This is a genomic window from Nonomuraea africana (genome assembly GCF_014873535.1).
Classification (GTDB): domain Bacteria; phylum Actinomycetota; class Actinomycetes; order Streptosporangiales; family Streptosporangiaceae; genus Nonomuraea; species Nonomuraea africana.
In genome coordinates this window covers 1347670-1364090 of sequence record NZ_JADBEF010000001.1, presented here as the reverse complement: position 1 = coordinate 1364090, position 16421 = coordinate 1347670, and the positions used below count along the sequence as shown (strand labels likewise).

14 protein-coding genes are annotated in these 16421 nt (G+C 71.1%); 3 read left to right on the top strand and 11 right to left on the bottom strand.

The window, feature by feature from the left end; genetic code table 11:
* Nucleotides 1-89 precede the first annotated feature (89 nt).
* The 5 genes from H4W81_RS06215 to H4W81_RS06195 are packed head-to-tail and all read right to left on the bottom strand — an operon-like array spanning nucleotide 90 to nucleotide 6522.
* Nucleotides 90-1250 (bottom strand): DegT/DnrJ/EryC1/StrS family aminotransferase, encoded by a 1161-nt coding sequence (locus tag H4W81_RS06215; RefSeq protein ID WP_192773888.1) that lies wholly within the window; start codon nucleotides 1248-1250, stop codon nucleotides 90-92.
* Complete coding sequence (locus tag H4W81_RS06210; protein ID WP_192773887.1) at nucleotides 1247-1963, bottom strand: amidohydrolase family protein; 717 nt, start codon at nucleotides 1961-1963, stop codon at nucleotides 1247-1249. The genes H4W81_RS06215 and H4W81_RS06210 overlap by 4 nt, the downstream gene beginning before the upstream one ends.
* A complete protein-coding gene (locus H4W81_RS06205) occupies nucleotides 1960-2625 on the bottom strand; it encodes an amidohydrolase family protein (RefSeq protein WP_192773886.1) in 666 nt (221 codons plus the stop codon). Before H4W81_RS06205 ends, H4W81_RS06210 begins: the two co-directional genes overlap by 4 nt.
* Nucleotides 2626-2635: 10 nt before the next feature.
* Nucleotides 2636-4588: an NHL repeat-containing protein gene (locus H4W81_RS06200; RefSeq protein ID WP_318781554.1), complete on the bottom strand. Its 1953-nt coding sequence runs from the start codon at nucleotides 4586-4588 to the stop codon at nucleotides 2636-2638.
* The gene (locus H4W81_RS06195; protein ID WP_318782492.1) at nucleotides 4585-6522 is read right to left on the bottom strand and encodes a hypothetical protein; all 1938 of its coding nucleotides are present in this window, start codon (nucleotides 6520-6522) and stop codon (nucleotides 4585-4587) included. The genes H4W81_RS06200 and H4W81_RS06195 overlap by 4 nt, the downstream gene beginning before the upstream one ends.
* Nucleotides 6523-6600: 78 nt before the next feature.
* On the opposite strand from H4W81_RS06195, the gene H4W81_RS06190 reads away from it, so the two are divergent.
* Genes H4W81_RS06190 through H4W81_RS06180 form a run of 3 tightly spaced genes read left to right on the top strand, consistent with a single transcriptional unit; the run spans nucleotide 6601 to nucleotide 10012 of the window.
* Nucleotides 6601-7323, top strand: coding sequence for an amidohydrolase family protein (locus tag H4W81_RS06190; RefSeq protein WP_192773884.1), 723 nt, complete (start codon nucleotides 6601-6603; stop codon nucleotides 7321-7323).
* Nucleotides 7320-8048 (top strand): amidohydrolase family protein, encoded by a 729-nt coding sequence (locus H4W81_RS06185; protein ID WP_192773883.1) that lies wholly within the window; start codon nucleotides 7320-7322, stop codon nucleotides 8046-8048. The genes H4W81_RS06190 and H4W81_RS06185 overlap by 4 nt, the downstream gene beginning before the upstream one ends.
* Nucleotides 8049-8068: 20 nt before the next feature.
* Nucleotides 8069-10012, top strand: coding sequence for a ligand-binding sensor domain-containing protein (locus tag H4W81_RS06180; RefSeq protein ID WP_192773882.1), 1944 nt, complete (start codon nucleotides 8069-8071; stop codon nucleotides 10010-10012).
* Nucleotides 10013-10268: 256 nt separating this feature from the next.
* On the opposite strand, the gene H4W81_RS06175 is transcribed toward H4W81_RS06180, so the two are convergent.
* From H4W81_RS06175 to H4W81_RS06150, 6 genes are all read right to left on the bottom strand, one after another.
* Nucleotides 10269-10682 (bottom strand): hypothetical protein, encoded by a 414-nt coding sequence (locus H4W81_RS06175; RefSeq protein ID WP_192773881.1) that lies wholly within the window; start codon nucleotides 10680-10682, stop codon nucleotides 10269-10271.
* 101 nt (nucleotides 10683-10783) lie between these two features.
* A complete protein-coding gene (locus tag H4W81_RS06170; RefSeq protein ID WP_192773880.1) occupies nucleotides 10784-11827 on the bottom strand; it encodes a dihydrodipicolinate synthase family protein in 1044 nt (347 codons plus the stop codon).
* Nucleotides 11828-11998: 171 nt separating this feature from the next.
* Nucleotides 11999-12862: a carbohydrate ABC transporter permease gene (locus H4W81_RS06165; protein ID WP_318781553.1), complete on the bottom strand. Its 864-nt coding sequence runs from the start codon at nucleotides 12860-12862 to the stop codon at nucleotides 11999-12001.
* Nucleotides 12859-13725 carry a carbohydrate ABC transporter permease gene (locus H4W81_RS06160; RefSeq protein ID WP_192773879.1) on the bottom strand — a complete coding sequence of 289 codons (867 nt, stop codon included), beginning with the start codon at nucleotides 13723-13725 and terminating at the stop codon, nucleotides 12859-12861. Before H4W81_RS06160 ends, H4W81_RS06165 begins: the two co-directional genes overlap by 4 nt.
* 59 nt (nucleotides 13726-13784) lie before the next feature.
* On the bottom strand, nucleotides 13785-15032 hold the full coding sequence (locus H4W81_RS06155) for an extracellular solute-binding protein (protein ID WP_192773878.1): 1248 nt from the start codon (nucleotides 15030-15032) through the stop codon (nucleotides 13785-13787).
* A gap of 86 nt (nucleotides 15033-15118) precedes the next feature.
* Nucleotides 15119-16381: a DegT/DnrJ/EryC1/StrS family aminotransferase gene (locus H4W81_RS06150; RefSeq protein WP_192773877.1), complete on the bottom strand. Its 1263-nt coding sequence runs from the start codon at nucleotides 16379-16381 to the stop codon at nucleotides 15119-15121.
* Nucleotides 16382-16421: the final 40 nt, after the last annotated feature.

Here is a 16421-nt window from a genome sequence, read left to right as displayed (position 1 = left end):
CGGTGTCGCGGTGATCATGACGGGAGGTGCGAGAGGTCGTCCACGTACTTGTGCACACAGGCGGCGTGAGCGCCTTTACAAAGTATGGCTCACTCTCGAATGACCTTCGCGAGGGCCTCGGCGATGTCGCTCGCGCGGGCGGGGTCGTCCATGAGCATCGACTGGCGGACCCAGACGACGCTCTCCGACGCCGCCTGGGTGGCCGGGCACGGCTCGGCGCGGGCGCCGGCCTCCGTGAGCGCCGTCATCGTGCCGAGGGGCGGGTAGCCGGCGTCGAGCGGGACGCCCTCGGCGGCCATCGCCGACAGCAGGAAGGACCGGTCGACGGGGGCGTCGAAGCGGAGCATCAGCAGGTGCCGGGAGTCGCGGGTGGTGCCGGGCGGCTGCGGGACGAACGTGACCGGCAGCCCGCTCAGGGCCAGCTCGCGTCCGAGGGCGGCGCAGAAGGCCTCACGCCGGTCGAGTTCGGCGTCGAGCCGGTCGAGCCAGGGCAGCAACAGGGCGGCCTGGATCTCGGTGAGGCGCAGGTTCCAGCCGACCGTGGGGTGCCCGTACCACTGGCCGCCGAGCTTGCGGCCGAGGTTGCAGACCGACCAGATCGCCTCGTACGCCGACTCCTCGCGGCAGACGATCAGACCGCCCTCCCCCGCCGTCATCGCCTTGCTGGCCTGGAAGCTGTAGACGCCCGCGTCTCCGAGCCCGCCGATGGGGCGGCCGTGGTAGGTCGCGCCGTGGGCCTGCGCGGCGTCCTCGACGACGACCAGTCCGTAGTCGGCGGCCAGGGCGTTGAGCGGGTCCATGTCGGCGGGGCTGCCCGCCAGGTGGACCGGCATGATGGCGGTGGTCCGCGAGGTGATCGCCGCCTCCGCCGCCGCCGTGGAGAGGTGCAGGTCCACCGGGTCGACGTCGACGATGACGGGGGTGGCGCCGGTGAGCAGGACCGAGGTGGCCGAGGCGACGAAGGTGTAGGCGGGGACGATCACCTCGTCGCCGGGGCCCACGCCGAGGCCGCGCAGGGCGGCGAAGAGGCCGAGGGTGGCGTTGCCCACCGCCACGCCGTACGGCACGCCGGACAGCGCCGCGAAGGCGGCGGTCAGGTCGGAGACCACGCCGCCGCCCTGGGTGGCGCCCCAGAGGCCGCTCTCCAGCACGTCGGTGACGAGCTTGCGCTGGGCGTCGTCCATGGGCGGCGGCCAGGACGGCCACGGGGTGGTGCGGACGGGGGCGCCGCCGTGGATGGCGAGGGTCACGCGAGACCTCCAAGGATGCGGACGAGGTTGCCGCCCTGGATGAGCGCCCTGTCCGCGTCTCCGAGCGGCGCCAGGGCGACGCGGCCGTAGCCGACGCGCAGGTCCAGGAAGCAGGAGTCGGAGCCGAACAGCACCCGGTCGGCGCCCGCCAGCTCGGCCAGGCGGGCGATCCAGCGGCCGGTCATCTTCGAGCCGCAGGTCTCCAGGTAGAGGTTCGGGTGGTCGGCCACCAGGCGGGCGGCGCGGGCGAAGCCGTACGGCCAGAGCCCGGTGTGCCCCATGAGCAGCGGCACCTCGGGATGGCGGCCCGCCACGACCGCGAACAGGGCCGGGTCGCTCCACGGCGAGTCGGTCTGCCCGTGGGCCAGGACCGGCAGGCCGAGCTCCCACACCGGCTCGTAGCGCGGGTCGTCGAGCGGGCACTGGTGCACGTCGGGGTGGATCTTGACGCCCCACACGCCCTCGGTGACGAGCGGGGTGCGGTGGTGGGGGTTGTAGACCTGCCAGACGCCGAACCTGCCGGGGTGGCGGCCGGCGATCTCGAAGGCCAGGCGGTTGCCCTCCGCCGCGTCGGGGCCGACGCCGAGCAGGTGGCTGATGCCCATGGCGTCGATGCCGAGCTTGTCCATCAGGCTGACCAGGCCGTCGGCGGTGGGGTCGGGGATGAGGAAGTCTGGCCATGAGCCGACGTGGCCGTGCGCGTCGAGGATCACAGCAGGTCGCCCCCCGTGGCGATGAGCTCGATGTCCTTGTCGGAGAGCTCCAGGTGGTCGAGCAGGAAGCGGGGCCCGCAGTCGTCGAGGACGGGCGCGCCCGTGCCCCACACCAGCCGGCGGGCGCCGAACCGCTCGGCCAGCCACTCCACCGCGCGCTGCGTGTTGACGGTGCCGATCTCCAGCCAGATGTTCGGCGCCTCCGACATCAGCTCGGCGACCGCGCGCAGCCTGCGGTAGCCGGGGTTGAGCAGCAGCACCCGCAGGTCCGGCAGGTGCCTGGCGAGCGCGAGCAGCTGGGCGGGGGAGGTCTCCTCCAGGTCGACGGCGGCGATGGCGTCCATGGCGGCCAGCCAGCGCAGCGCGACGGGTCCCGTGAGGTCGAACCTGTGCCGTTCGGGGCACAGCCGCACCATCGCGACCGGCCACTCGGGGATCGCCGCGAACGCCTCGGGGACGACGACGGGGACGGGGATCAGCCTGGGGTCGTCGAGCGCGAAGAGCGCCTGGTTGCCCGCGTGGGCGTCGGAGTAGAGGCTCAGCGTGTGGGTCACGTAGGCCCGCTCGACGCCCAGGCGGTCCATCTCGGGCCGCGGGTCCTCCGGCAGGTCGTCGAAGGGCACGGGCCCGATCAGGCGGTGCGCGTCAATCAATTTCGGCACAGACCGAAACCTAACTCGGTGGGCACGTGGGGTCAAGACCGATCCTGGCCAGCTCCCTGCCCGACAGCGCCCAGGCGGTCCACGAGCCCGGCTCGAAGTGCAGCTGGGGGTTGGTGTACCACTCGTCGCCCAGGCCCGTGGCCAGGCGCGTCGCCTCCGCGCCCAGCACGTAGGCGTTGCCGCCGCCGAAGAAGACGGAGGCGAAGACCCTGCCCCTGTGCACGGTCAGCTCGCCGTAGCCCGAGAGCGTGCCCTGGTGCCTGATCGTCTTCGTGGCCAGGTCGAGGGCGATCCAGGCGCCGGAGTTGCGCTTGTAGACGCCGTAGAGCAGGCCGTCGTGGACCTTGATGTCCTGGAAGGTACGGTGACCCGGCACCGGATCGACCTGCCAGAGCACCGTGCGGGTGTTCAGGTCGAAGGCCGCCACCGAGGCGGAGGTCTTCGTCGGCGGGGTGCCGCCCCCGCCCAGCACGTCGCCGCCGAGGTAGACGACGCCCGCGGCCGAGTCGAGCGAGAGGCTCATCAGGCTCTGGTCCGGGATGACGCCCTCGTACACGTCCTTGTGGCCGGTGTCGGGGTCGACGATCGACAGGGCGCCGTCGAGCTTGGCGCCCAGCGGGGCGGTGGCGACCAGGAGTTTGTCGGTGCGCGGGTCGTACTCGAGGTCCCACGGGCGCTGCTGGCCGTGGCCGAGGAAGCCGAGGCTCCTGACCTCGTCGGTCCTCATGTCGATGGAGAGGATCTCACCGCTGGGGTAGATGGCGGCGTAGATCTTGTTGCCGCGCCGTACCAGGTCCTTGGGTTCGCCGGGGACGCGGAAGCGGCGGTGCTCGCCGGTGCGCAGGTCACGCACGTCCATGGAGAAGTGGCCGCCGATGTAGACGGCCCTGTTGGGCACCAGGAGCATGCTCTGCGGGCGTTCGGCGCCGGCGGGCAGGCCCGCCTCGATCAGGTCGGTGAACTCGGCTCTCGCGCTCGGCAGGTCGAGCGTCCACATGCCGCCGCTGCCGGAGAAGCCCACCAGCGTGCCGGCGCCGGTGAGCGCGAGGCGTCTGGTCTCGTCGCCGGGCGAGGGCGCGTCCGCGATCCTGGTGAGCGCGTCGTCGCCGGTGCGGTAGCGGTGGACGGCGCCGTCGGGGCGGGTGGTGCCGTAGACCGTGCCGTCGGGCGTGGAGACGAGCGCGTCGAGGCTGCCCGAGCCCGTCGGGACGCGCCTGGCGTCGGCGCCGTCCTTGCGGACGTCGATCAGGGTCGTGCCGCTGACGGCCAGGACCCTGTCGCCGTGCTCGGCCACCACGCCGATGCCGCCGGGTCCCTGGGCCAGCTCGCGCACGGCCCCGCTCTGACGGTTGATCGCCACGAGCTTGCCCTTGTCGAGCAGGCCCGCGTAGACGGTGTCCGCGTCGGCGGCGACCGACCTCACGTAGCGCTCGCCTGCCGCCAGCACCCCGAAGTTGCGCACGGCGCCGGTGTCGGGCTTGTACTCCCACACCCGGCCGTCGGGGTAGGTGCCGGCGTAGATCGTGCCGTCGGGGGCGGCGGCCAGGCTCCAGATGAAGCCGCCGTTCCTGCCGAAGGAGCGCAGATGCTTCACCTCGCCGGTGGCCAGGTCGAAGCTGTAGAGGTCGGGGACGGGGTAGGTGCCGGCGTAGACCTTGCCGCCCGAGACCACGGTCGCCCACGCGCCCTCGGGCTCGCCCGTCGCGGGCGCGTCGGGAAGCGTGGCGCTCCTGACCACCTTGCGGGTGGCCAGGTCGAACTCGGCGAGCACGGGCGGCTTCTGGCCGCGGGTCACCAGGTAGCCCTTGCCCTCGTGGACCGAGGCGCCGACGATGGCGCCGGTCACGGAGGCGGGGCCGAACTTCTCCACGCTGGAGGGCTCGCAGGTGGCCGCCTGGGCGGGGGCGGCGGTTAAGAGCGCAGTGGCCAGTACGGCGGCCAGCGCCGGGAGGAGTGTCTTCACGGTGTCACTTTCGGGCAGTGGGGGTCGAGTCTGATCATGGCGAGGTCCCTGCCGACGAGGGCCCACGCGTTCCACGAGCCTGGTTCGAAGTGGAGCTCGGGGACGTTGAACCACTCCTCCCCCAGACCGGTGGCCAGGTGAGTGGTCTCGGGGCCGAGCAGGTAGGCGTTGCCGCCCTGCCGGTAGGTCGAGGCGAACACCCTGCCCCGGTGGACGGTCATCGTGCCGTGGAAGGAGAGCTGGCCCTGCTGCTCGATGCTCCTGCCGGCCACGTCGAGCGCGATCCACGCGCCCGCCGGGCGCTTGTAGAGGGTGTACAGCAGGCCGTCGTGCAGTTCGAGGTCCTGGATGGTACGGCTGCCCGCCACCGGCTCGGCCCGCCACAGCACCGTGCGGGTCGTGAGGTCGAACGCGGCGACCTGCGCCGTGGTCCTGGTGGGCGGGGCGCCGCCCGGGCCGACCACGTCGCCGCCGAGATAGGCGATGCCCCTCTTCGCGTCGATGGCCAGGCCGAGGACGCTCTGGTCGGGCAGCACGCCGACGTGGACGTCCTTCTCCCCCGTGTCGGGGTCGACGACGGAGACGGCGCCGTTGAGCTTGGAGCCGAGCGGGGAGGTGACGACCACCAGCTTGTCGGTGAAGGGGTCGTAGCCGATGTCGGCGGGCCGCTGCTGGTCGTGGCCGAGGAAGCCGAGGCTCTTGACCTCGTCGGTCCCGATGTCGATGGAGATGATCTCGCCGCTGGGGTAGATCGCCGCGTAGATCTTGTCGCCGCGCCGGACCAGGCCCTTGGGCTCGCCCGGCACGCGGAAGCGGCGGTGCTCGCCGGTGCGCAGGTCGCGCACGGTCATCGAGAAGTGGCCTGCGATGTAGACCGCGCGGTTGGGCACCAGCAGCATGGTCTGCGGCTTCTCCGGGCTCGCCGTCATCCCGGCTTCGAGCAGGTCGAGGTGTTCGGCCTTGCCGGTGCGCAGGTCGAGCCACCACATCCCGCCGCTGCCGGTGATGCCGAGCATGGTGTGCGCGTCGAGCAGCTGCATCTTCCTGGTGCCGTCGCCCGGCGAGGGCGCGTCGGCCACCTTGGTGAAGGCGGTGTCGCCGGTGCGGTAGCGGTAGAGCGTGCCGTCGGGGCCGGAGGTGGCGTAGACGGTGCCGTCGGGGGCGGGGTAGATCATGTCGAGCCAGGCGCCGGGGATGGTGGTGCGCCGGTCGTCGGTGCCGTCCTTGCGGATGTCGATGAGCTCGCGCCCGCTGGTGGCCAGGATGCGGTCGCCGTGGTCGGCCAGCTCGACCAGGCCTGAGTGGCCCTGGGCCAACTCCTTGATCGTGCCGTCGGCGCGGGTGATGCGCATGAGCTTGGCCTTGTCGAGCAGGCCCGCGTAGACGTACTCGGCGTCGGCGGAGATGCCCCTGACGTAGCGCTCGCCCGCGGCCAGCACATCGAACTTCCTGATCGCGCCGGTGTCCGGGTCGTACTCCCACGCCCTGCCGTCGAGAGAGGTGCCGAGGTAGATCATGCCGTCGGGGGCGGTGGCCAGCGTCCAGACGAAGCCGCCGTAGGCGCCGAAGGTGTGCAGGCGCTTCACCTCGCCCGTGGCGGGGTCGAAGCTGTAGAGGTCGGGCGAGGGGTAGGTGCCGATGTAGATCCTGCCCCTGGAGACGGTGGTGGCCCAGCCGCCCTCCGACTCGCCGGGGAGCCGGACGTTCCTGATCACCTTGCGGGTGGCCAGGTCGATCTCCGACAGCAGGGTCGGCTTCTGCCCCCTGCCGACGACGTAGGCCTTGCCGTCGTGGATGGTCGCGCCGACGAGCGCGCCGGTGAGCGAGGCCGGGCCGTACCTGGTGATCGCGGGAGCGTCGCAGGTGGCGGCCTGCGCGGGTGTGGCGAGGAAGACTATCGGGACCAGCAGAAGGGCTAAGAGCAGTCTCGGCACAGCCAAATCTCCCACCTGGTTGCTCGATTTTGGCCCAGACCGTAATCTGCTGAACGCGAATAGTCAATGGAGGCGGTTGTGACGGCGTTCGACGCGCGTGGCTTGATCGGCGAGCTCACGGTGACACTTGACGTGGACGTGCTGGTGGGAGCCTATGCCGACAGGGACGGCCCGCCCGGCACGCCGTCGTCGGTGCTGGCCGCGCTGGGCGCGCACGGGATCAGGGCGGGGGCGGTGGCCTCGCTGCGGGCGGCCCTGTTCGACCAGCGCTCGGGCAACGACGAGGTGCTCGCGCTCCAGGGGGTCGTCCCCGTGGGCGCGCTCGACCTGCGCGACCCGATCGGCTCGGTGCGCGAGATGGAGCGCCTGGCCGCGCTCGGGGTGAAGGCGGTCAGGCTCTTCCCCGACGAGCAGGGCGTCGAGGCGGGCTTCCCCTCCGTGCGGCACGTGGCGAAGAGGGCGGCGGCGCTCGGCCTGGTGGTGCTCACCGGCGGGGACGTGCGGCGCTTCTGGCAGCCGTTCTCGGGGCTCGGGGCGCAGGTCGTCTTCCTGGACACGCACTTCTACCACCTGGGCGACTTCCTCGTCGTCGCCGCCGACGAGCCGGGCTTCCACACCTCGACGCGGCTGCTCAACTCGCCCGACGCGCTGGAGAGCGTCCCCGCCGACCGGCTGCTGTACGGCTCGCGCACCCCCCACTACGAACCGCTGGTCCCGCTGCTGCGGCTGGCGACCAGCGGGCTGAAGCCCGAAGAGATCACCGCCGTCGCGGGCGGCAACGCGAGGAGGCTGCTCGGATGATCGTCGACGTGCACGCGCACTGGGGCCCATGGTTCTTCACCATGGACGTGGCCGAGGCCAACCTGGCCACCATGGACCGCTACGGCATCGGCGTGTCGATCGTGTCGGCCACCGAGGCGGTCATCTACGACGCCGCCGCCGGCAACAGGGCGCTGGACGGCTGGCTGGCCACGACCGAGCGCCACTACGGCTACGTCACGGTCAACCCGCGCAGGCTGGCCGAGGCCGAGCGGGACCTCGACGAGTACCTGCCCACCGGGCGCTTCGTCGGCGTCAAGATCCACACCGACTACACCGGCTCCCCCGTCACCTCGCCCCAGATGCGCGAGACCCTGGCGCTGGTGGCCTCGCGAGGCGTGCCCGCCCTCGTGCACACCTGGGGCGCCACGGTCCTGGACCTGGCCCAGGCCTGCCTCGACACCCCCGGCCTGCGCGCGATCGCGGGGCACATGGGCGCGGACGGCCACCGCCACGCCGTCGAGGCCGCGCGCGCCTGCGACAGGCTCTGGCTCGAGCCCTGCTACTCCCACGCGCCGGCGGGCCGGATCGCCCAGGTCGTGGCGGGGGTCGACCCGGGGAGGCTGCTGTTCGGCACCGACTCGACGCTCATCGACCCCGCCTCGGCCTTCGGCGCGGTCGCGGCGGCGGGCCTCTCCCCCGACGTCGCCGAGATGGTCGCGTGGCGTAATGCCGTCCAGCTCTTTGGCCTAGACATTACGGCCTAGGCCGTTATAGCGTCCGGCAGATGATCCCGCGTCGCCGTTTCCTCCAGGTAGCAGCCGCCGCGTCCGCCGCCGCTGTCACCCTCCCGGCCACCCCCTCCCTCGCCGTCACCCATGAGCCCGAAGGCACGCTCACCGACCTCGGACCCGCCAGCGTCGCCAGCCCGCTGGGCAACGGCGAGTTCGTCGGCAACGTGCTCTACATGGGCTCGCGCGGCCTGAAGCCCAACGTCGTGGGCGCGTGGGACCTCGCCGCCGACAAGGTCACGACCCACTTCGAGATCCCCACGGGCGTGGGCATCTGGGCGATGTGCAAGGTCGGCACCGACCTGTACGTCGGCACGCACTCGAGGTCCGACCTCTACAAGATCGACACGCTGACGGGCACGACGACCAAGCTCGCCGAGTACCCCGACCACTTCATCTGGACCATGGCCTCCTCGCCGGACGGCAAGATCTACATGGGGATGTCCGAGCCGGGCAGGGTCGTGGAGTACGACCCCGCCACGGGCGTCAGCCGCGACCTCGGCCAGCCCGTGGCGGGCGAGCCGTACGTGCGCAGCATCCAGGCCGACGCCACCCACGTCTACGCCGGCATCGGCACCAACGCCCACCTCATCGCGATCGACAGGAAGACCGGCGAGAAGCGCGACCTGCTGCCGGCCGAGCTGGCCGACCGCGACTGGGTGTCGAGCATGTCCAGCTCCGACACGCACGTCGCGGGCGGCGTGCTGTCGCTGGCCGAGCTGGTCGTGGTCGAGAAGGCGAACCCGGCCAACTACAAGATCGTCAAGGCGACGGCGCCCGGCGAGAAGTACGTCGTCGCGGTGCTGATCCACGACGGCTGGGTCTACTTCTCGGGACGCCCTTCCGGCACCCTGTACCGCTACCACATCGCCACCGACAAGCTCGAAGTGCTCGGCGTGCCGTTCTTCGAGGCGGGGACCGGCAGGATCCTGGAGCACGAAGGACGCATCTACGGCATCCAGGACCCCGGCGTCTTCGTCTACGACCCCGCCACCGGCAAGCTCGACTACTTCAGCCACGTGCAGCGCGGCTACCGCGCCGCCGCCGAGGCGCCCATGTCGGTGCACTCCGACGGCGAGTACGTCTACGTCGGCGGCAAGAGCGGCGCCGACCTGCACGAGCTGGCCACCGGCAAGGTCACCAGGCTGTCCATCCCCGGCGAGCCGAAGACCATGATCACCGTCAAGGACACCACCTACCTCGGCATCTACACCCAGGCGGCCCTGTACTCCCACCGCATCGGCGACCCCGAGGCCAAGCTGCTGTTCCGCACCGGGCACAACCAGGACCGCCCGCGCGACCTCGCCTACGACCGGAGCACCGGCCTGATCATCATGCCGACGCAGTCCGAGCCGGGGCATCCCAACGGCGCCCTCGACGTCTACGACCCGAGCAGCGGCAAGGTCGACACCTACCGCCCGATCGTGGAACGCCAGACCGTCGCCTCCGTGACGGCGCTGCGGGGCATCGCCTACCTCGGCACCAGCACCCAGGAGGGCCTCGGCTCTCCACCGGTGACGCCGACCGCCCGGCTGGCCGCCTTCGACCTGCGCGAGCGCAAGCCGCTGTGGGAGATCGAGCCGCTTCCGGGGATCGCCTCGATCACCGGCGTGAAGCACACGGCCACGGCGGTGTACGGGCTGACGAACACGGGCGTGCTGTTCGAGTACGACCTGCGGTCGCGCAAGGTGACGCGGACGCTCAAGGTCAACAACAGGGGCGGGGACCTGGTGATCGCCGGGTTCACGGCCTACACCAGCGACGTGGACGCGGTGTACCGGATCGACCTGGTGCCCTTCACGTCCAAGAAGATCGTGACGGGGCTGGCCAGCGACTGGTTCGGCGGCGGCTCCAAGCTGAACATCGACCCGTCGGGGCGGGCGCTGTACGGCATCAAGGGCCGCAACCTGGTCCGCATCGCCATCTCACCCTGGGGTTAACCCCCTCCGAGTGGATCTCACGAAGCCCCGACCTCCCGGGCCGCTCCCTGCCCTGGACAGGGAGGGGTCCGGGCGGGCGAGCGACGGCAAGGAAGTTTCAGGAGGGCGCCCGGCCAGGGAAGATCCAGGCGGGCACCCCGGAAGGCCCAGGCGGGCACCTCGGGAAACCCAGGCGGACGCCTCGGAAGGCTCGGTGGGCGCCTCAGAAGGCCTAGGTGGGCGAAAGGGCGCGTTCCTGGGTGACCGCTCGTGGCCGTCAGCGGACGGGGGCGAGGCGGAGGACCGCCGTGCCGCTCGACAGCGAGAGCACGCGCACCCCGATGCCGTTGACCGACCCCGACGTGCCCGCGCCCAGCGTCGCCTGCGAGGCCACGCCCGGCCCGGTGCCCTTCACCCTGACGTACTGCCCGGTGAAGGAGACGGCCAGCCTGGTGATGCCGAACCTGGAGCTGACCCTGAAGGACACCGCCTTCCTCAGGGTGAGCTTGCACCTGCCGTCATAGCAGGCCCGCAGGTTGGGTGCGGCGGCCGCCGGGTGTACGGCCGCCGCGTCCGAGGCCGCCGCCGTGACGGGCACGGGAGCGGACACAGGAGCGGACACGGGAGCGGACAGGGGGCCGGCGGTCAGGGCCGTGGAGAGCAGCACGGAAGCGGCGATCGTGAGGGGCATGGTCGTCCATTCGTCGCTCTGGGCGGAATTTGCCGACGAACTCCACCATTTGTCAAAGGCGCCGTACTGTCCACCGGTTCGGGGAAATCCGTGCCATCGGCTCAGGAGGCCGCGGCGAGCACCCTCTCGCGGTCCTCCTCGGGAAGGCCTGGACCGAAGGGGTCGTGGGCGTGGGATTCGGGGATGAGGCCCTCGGCGGCGGCCAGCCAGAGCATGCGCTGCACGTAGCCCTCCATCGGCGCGGTGAACGTGGCGGCGGCGAGCCGGTCCAGCCGGGCCGACGCCTTCTCGAAGGCTCTCAGGTCGTCGCCGTCGAAGGCCCGCATGACGGCCGCCGTGGCCTCCACCGAGGCCGCGGCGATGCCGACGAGCGCCGCTTCGGCGCCCCACAGCAGGGAGGGGCCGAACATCCGGTCCTCCCCCGTGATGGCCAGTCTGCCTGCCTCTCGGGTCATGGCGATCGTCTCCTGGCAGCCCATGGCGTCCGACAGCAGCGCGGTCTTGAGCCCCGCCACGCCGGGGTGGCCGAGGATCTCCCGCATGACGCCGGGCGGGCACGGCGAGGTGTACAGGTCGAAGGCGATCATGGGCAGTTCCGCGGCCCGCCACACCGCGTCGTGCAGGGCCACGCGGTCGCCCGGCGAGGGGAACAGCAGCACGCCGTCGGCGCCGAGCTCGGCCGCCGTCCGGGCGTCGGCCACGGCCCGCTCGACCACGTCCGCGCTCCCCTCCGCCAGCGGCCGCTCGACCACACCCGCACCCTCATCCGCCATCGACCGCTCGAGCGCACCCGCACCCTCGTCCGCCGCTCCGCCGGAGAGCGCCTCCTTACGCCCAGAGCCCCCGCCGGGGTGCGGAGCAGTAGTCCCCGCGCCGCCGACGCCCACGATGACGGGGACGCCCGTGGCCCTGGCGCGCAGGATCAGGCCGCGCCGTACCTCAGTGGGCAGGAAGGGACCCCTGCCGGTGTGCGCGAGCACGGCGAGGGCGTCGGCGCCCGAGGCCACGAGCCGGTGGAAGTAGCTCTCGGCGAGGTCGAGGTCCACCTCGCCCGAGCGGGTCATCGGGGTCGCCGCCGCCGCCACCAGCGCGCCGCGCAGGCGGTCGCGCAGCCGGGCGGCGCGCGGGTCGATTGCCGTGCTCATGATCGCTCCCTCACCGGACGTTTTGGGCGTCCAGCGTAGGACGTCCCGCCGGGAAGCGGTACGCCCGCCTTCCCGATGGGACGAAGGACGGTCATCCGGGGCGCGGGGCCCGCCTTCCCGATGGGGCGAGGGACGGTCACCCCGCGGCGTGGGCCCGCCGTCCCCTGGCGGTCACTTGAGGCCGGTCATCGCGATGCTGTTGACGAGGTAGCGCTGCAGCAGGAAGAAGACCAGCAGGCACGGCACGGCCGAGATCGCCGCCGACGACATCACCATCGACCACTGCAGTTCCTCGGTGCGCAGGATCGTCAGGCCGACCGTGAGCGTCCTGGTCGCGTCGCTCTGGGAGAGCACCAGCGGCCACAGGAAGTCGTTCCAGTGCCACAGGAAGACGAACACGCCCAGCGTCGCCATGATCGGCTTGGTCAGCGGCACCACGATCGTCCAGTAGACCCGCAGCTCGGAGGCGCCGTCCACCTTGGCCGCGTCGAACAGCTCGTCCGGCAGTCCGAGGATGAACTGGCGCATCAGGAAGACGGCCTGCGAGTTGGCCAGCGTGGGCACGATCAGGCCCCAGAAGGTGTCGACGCCGTTCAGGTTCGAAATGAGCACGAAGACGGGGATCAGCGTCGCCTGGAACGGCACCATCATCGTCGCCAGGAACGTCCAGAGCATGGCGTCGCGGCCGGGGAAGCGCTTCTTGGCGAAGGCGTATCCGGCCATCGAGGCCGTGATCAGGATGATGACGACGGAGACCGCCGAGTAGATCAGCGAGTTGAGCGTCCACTGGGCGAAGCCGGACGCCGACAGCACCTGCGTGATGTTGTCGAGGGTCAGCGACTCGGGCCACTGGACCGGCACCGTGGGCTTGCCTCTGGGGCTGAGCGCCACGATGATCATCGCGACGAACGGCGCGACCGTCAGCAGCGACATCAGCGCGAGCAGCGCGAACAGCCACCACTTGCCGCGCGGACGACGCGGCCTGGTCATCGTGCGGGCGGTGGTGGCGGCGGGGCGGGTGGCGGTGAGCGTCACGTGTTCCCCCTCCCGAGGAAGCGGCGCTGGATCAGCGAGATGGCCAGCACGATGGCGAAGAGCACCATCCCCCACGTGGCCGCGTAGCCGAACTCGAAGAAGCGGAAGCCGCGCTCGTAGATGCCGTAGATCAGCGTGTAGCTGGCCTTGGCCGGGCCGCCGCCGGTCATCACGTAGATGGTGTCGAAGACCTGGAACGAGCTGATCGTCTCGATCACCAGCACGAAGAAGAGGGCGGGCTTGAGCAGCGGCAGCGTGATGCTGCGGAAGCGCTGCCAGGCGCTGGCGCCGTCGACGCGGGCGGCCTCCATGTACGAGCCGGGGATCGCCTTCAGGCCCGCCAGCAGGATCAGCATCGAGTAGCCGAAGCCCTTCCAGCAGGAGACGACCGCGAGGGCGGGCAGCACCAGCGACGAGCTCTCCAGCACCTGGATCGGACCCAGGTCGATCTTGGTGAGCAGACCGTTGAGCAGGCCGTCGAACTCGTAGATCCAGCGCCAGATGATGCCCGCGAACACGAAGCTCGTGACGTAGGGCAGGAACAGCATGCTGCGGAACAGGCCGCGCATGAAGATCACCGCGTTGAGCAGCAGGGCGGTACCCAGCGAGACGAGCACCGTCAGCGGCACGAAGATCGCCGCGTACACCAGGGTGACGCGCAGACTGGCCCAGAAGTTCGGGTCGTTCCACAGGCGGACGTAGTTGTCGGCCCCGACGACGTCCCATTCTCCGCCGATGTTCCAGTTGGTCAGGCTCATGCCCGCCGCACCCAGCGTGGGGAAGATCCGGAAGATCAGGAAGAGGACGAGCACGGGCAGGACGAACAGCAGTCCCGTGACCGGATCGCGCAGGCGATGACGCACCGGGGGTTCCCACCTTTCCAGAAAAACAGGGGCCTTCCCGCAGGAAGGCCCCAATCGTGTCAGCTGCCGCTGGACAGCAGCTCGTTGGCCTCCTTCGCCGCGGCGTCGAGGGCGGTCTTGGCGTCCTCCTTGCCGAGCAGCGCCGCCTGGATGTGCGACGCGATCATCGCCATCACCTGGCGGGCCTTCGGGTGGGTGTCGCCGGGGAAGGCGTACTCCAGCGACTTGGCGAACTCCTTGGAGGCGGCCGACTGCCCGGGGATGGTGACGTCGGTCCGCGCGGAGAAGAAGCCCGATTCCTTGGCCAGCTCCGCCGCCACGGTGGTGGAGGCCAGGTAGCCGGCGAACTTCTTGGCCGCGTCCTTGTCGGCGGCGTGCTTGGCCAGCACCAGCCCGCCGGGGATGCCGAACGCGACGCGCTTCGTGCCTTCGAGGGGCAGGCCGATGCCCACGTTCTCCTCGCCGATGGCGGCGGCGAGCTGCTCGACCATGCCCGCGGTGGCGGCGTGGTACATCGCGGTCTTGCCGCCGGCCAGCGGGCCGCCCTCGATGTCGTTGCCCTTGCTCGCGGTGTTCTCCGGCAGGCCGCCCGCGGCCTTCAGGTCGAGCAGGTACTGCAGGCTCTGCACGCCCTCGGGGCCGTTGAAGGCGACGCTCTTGCCGTCGGGGGCGAAGACGGAGCCGCCGTTGGCCCAGAGGATCGGGTAGAAGCTCTGGTTCAGCGAGACCTCGGGCTTGCCCGGGTAGTCGAGCACCGCCACCTTCTTCTCGGCCAGCTTCGGCGCCGCCGCCTTCAGCTCCTCGAGGGTGTCGGGCACCTCCGTGACGCCCGCCTCGGCGAAGAGCTTCTTGTTGTAGATCGGGGCGGTGATCGTCTGGTAGATCGGGACGCCGTAGAGCTTGCCGCCGACCGTCAGGGCGGTGAGCGCGTTGGGCAGGTAGGCGGCCTTGTCCTTGGCGATGACGTCGTCCATCTGCTCCAGCGTGCCCTGCTGGGCGTACTGCGGGATCTGGTCGGGCCCGAGGACGACCAGGTCGAAGCCCTTCCTGGAGGCGAGGGCCGTGGTGATCTTCTCCTGCCGGCCGTCCCAGGGCTGCTGGTCGATCTTGACGTCGATCGTGGGGTTGGCGGCCTCGAAGTCCTTCTCGACCTTGCCCCAGAAGGCCTGGTTCTTGGCCGAGTCGGCGATCACGGGGTACATCCAGAGGGTCACGGTGCTCTTGTCGGATCCTGAGCCACCGGACCCGCACCCGGCGATCACGACGCTCATGGCGGCCGCGATTCCGGCTGCCGCTACCTTCCTCATCGGCGGCTTCCTTTCATGAATACCGGTCCTGACCGAAACCTAGTGAGCGAGGAGACGGTCGGTCAATGCCCGATACAGGAACGTAACTACGGCCGGTTCCTGATCCGCTCGGCGACGAACTCGACGTGCTCGTCGGTGTAGTGCTCGTTCCAGTCGATGACCAGCAGCGTCTCCGCCACCAGCCGCTCGGCCTCCGGGCAGGACGCGGGCGCGTACCCCTCCAGCGGGTAGCGCGAGCCGCCGTAGATCGGCCCGTGCCACACGGGCGCGTGGTTGAGGGGTTCCCCGAGGTAACCGGCCCGTGCCGGAATCCCCGCGGCCTGGAGGTGGGCGGCCAGCGCGGGCGCTCCGCCGTCCGGCAGGACGAGGGGGAACAGCCACCAGGCGTGCCCGGCGGGGCGCGGCAGCCGCAGTCCTGGAAGGCCCTCCAGGGCCTTCAACAGGTGGACGGCGGTGCGCCGCCTGGCCGCCAGCACCCCGTCCAGCTTGGCCAGCTGGGCGCGGGCGACGGCGGCCTGGAGCTCGGTCATGCGGTAGTTGAGGCCGAGGGAGGCGTGGGAGCGGCCCGCGGCCCGGTCCCAGCCCTTGTCGGAGAACAGGCGCATCCGGTGGGCCAGCCGGTCGTCCTGGGTGATGACCAGGCCGCCGTCGCCGCAGGTGATGTGCTTCCACTGCTGGAGGCTGAAGGTGCCGACATCGCCCACTGTGCCTGCCAGCCTGCCGCCGCCCACTCCCCGCGCGTGGCTCCGGAGCTCCTCCCCTGTCCGGGCGGCCTCCCCTGGTCCCGGGCCGGGGTTGTCTTGGGGGGAGGGAGACGGTCCTGAGCCGGGGTTGTTTTGGGGGGTCGGTGGGGAGGGGTCGGGGAGTTCGGTGAGCCAGGCCTGCGCGCAGTCCTCGATCAACGCCAGCCCGTGCCGGTCCGCCAGCGCCCTCAGCTCGTCGATCCGCGCCGGAGCGCCGAACAGGTGGACCGCCATGATCGCCCTGGTGCGCGGCCCGATGAGCGCCGCCACCGCGGCGGGATCGAGATTGCCGTCCGAGGGCTCCACATCCGCGAAGACAGGGACCGCGTTCTGCGCCAAGATGGGGGCGACGGTCCCGAAATCCGTGATCGGCGTCGTGATGATCTCGTCTCCGGGGTCCGGCGCAGCCGCCACGACCGACAGATGGAGAGCCGCGGTGCCGGAGCTGCACGCGATCGCGTGGCGGACGCCGTACAGTTCGGTCATCTCCCGCTCGAGCGCCCGCGCCTCGGTTCCCCACACGGAGTTGAGCATGCCCGAGCGGATCACCCGCTCCAGGGCGGCCACCTCCTCGTCGCCGAGCGTACGGCCCTCGGGATCGGCCATGGTTGGAAACTTCGGAGTCACGAGTTACCCTTTCGGTCTT

Bases quoted from the DNA above. Each gene is read 5' to 3' on its own strand.
- H4W81_RS06175 (WP_192773881.1), bottom strand. From the start codon at position 10,682: ATGCCCCTCACGATCGCCGCTTCCGTGCTGCTCTCCACGGCCCTGACC.
- H4W81_RS06170 (WP_192773880.1), bottom strand. From the start codon at position 11,827: ATGAGCACGGCAATCGACCCGCGCGCCGCCCGGCTGCGCGACCGCCTG.
- H4W81_RS06180 (WP_192773882.1), top strand. From the start codon at position 8,069: ATGATCCCGCGTCGCCGTTTCCTCCAGGTAGCAGCCGCCGCGTCCGCC.
- H4W81_RS06150 (WP_192773877.1), bottom strand. From the start codon at position 16,381: ATGGCCGATCCCGAGGGCCGTACGCTCGGCGACGAGGAGGTGGCCGCC.
- H4W81_RS06155 (WP_192773878.1), bottom strand. From the start codon at position 15,032: ATGAGGAAGGTAGCGGCAGCCGGAATCGCGGCCGCCATGAGCGTCGTG.
- H4W81_RS06185 (WP_192773883.1), top strand. From the start codon at position 7,320: ATGATCGTCGACGTGCACGCGCACTGGGGCCCATGGTTCTTCACCATG.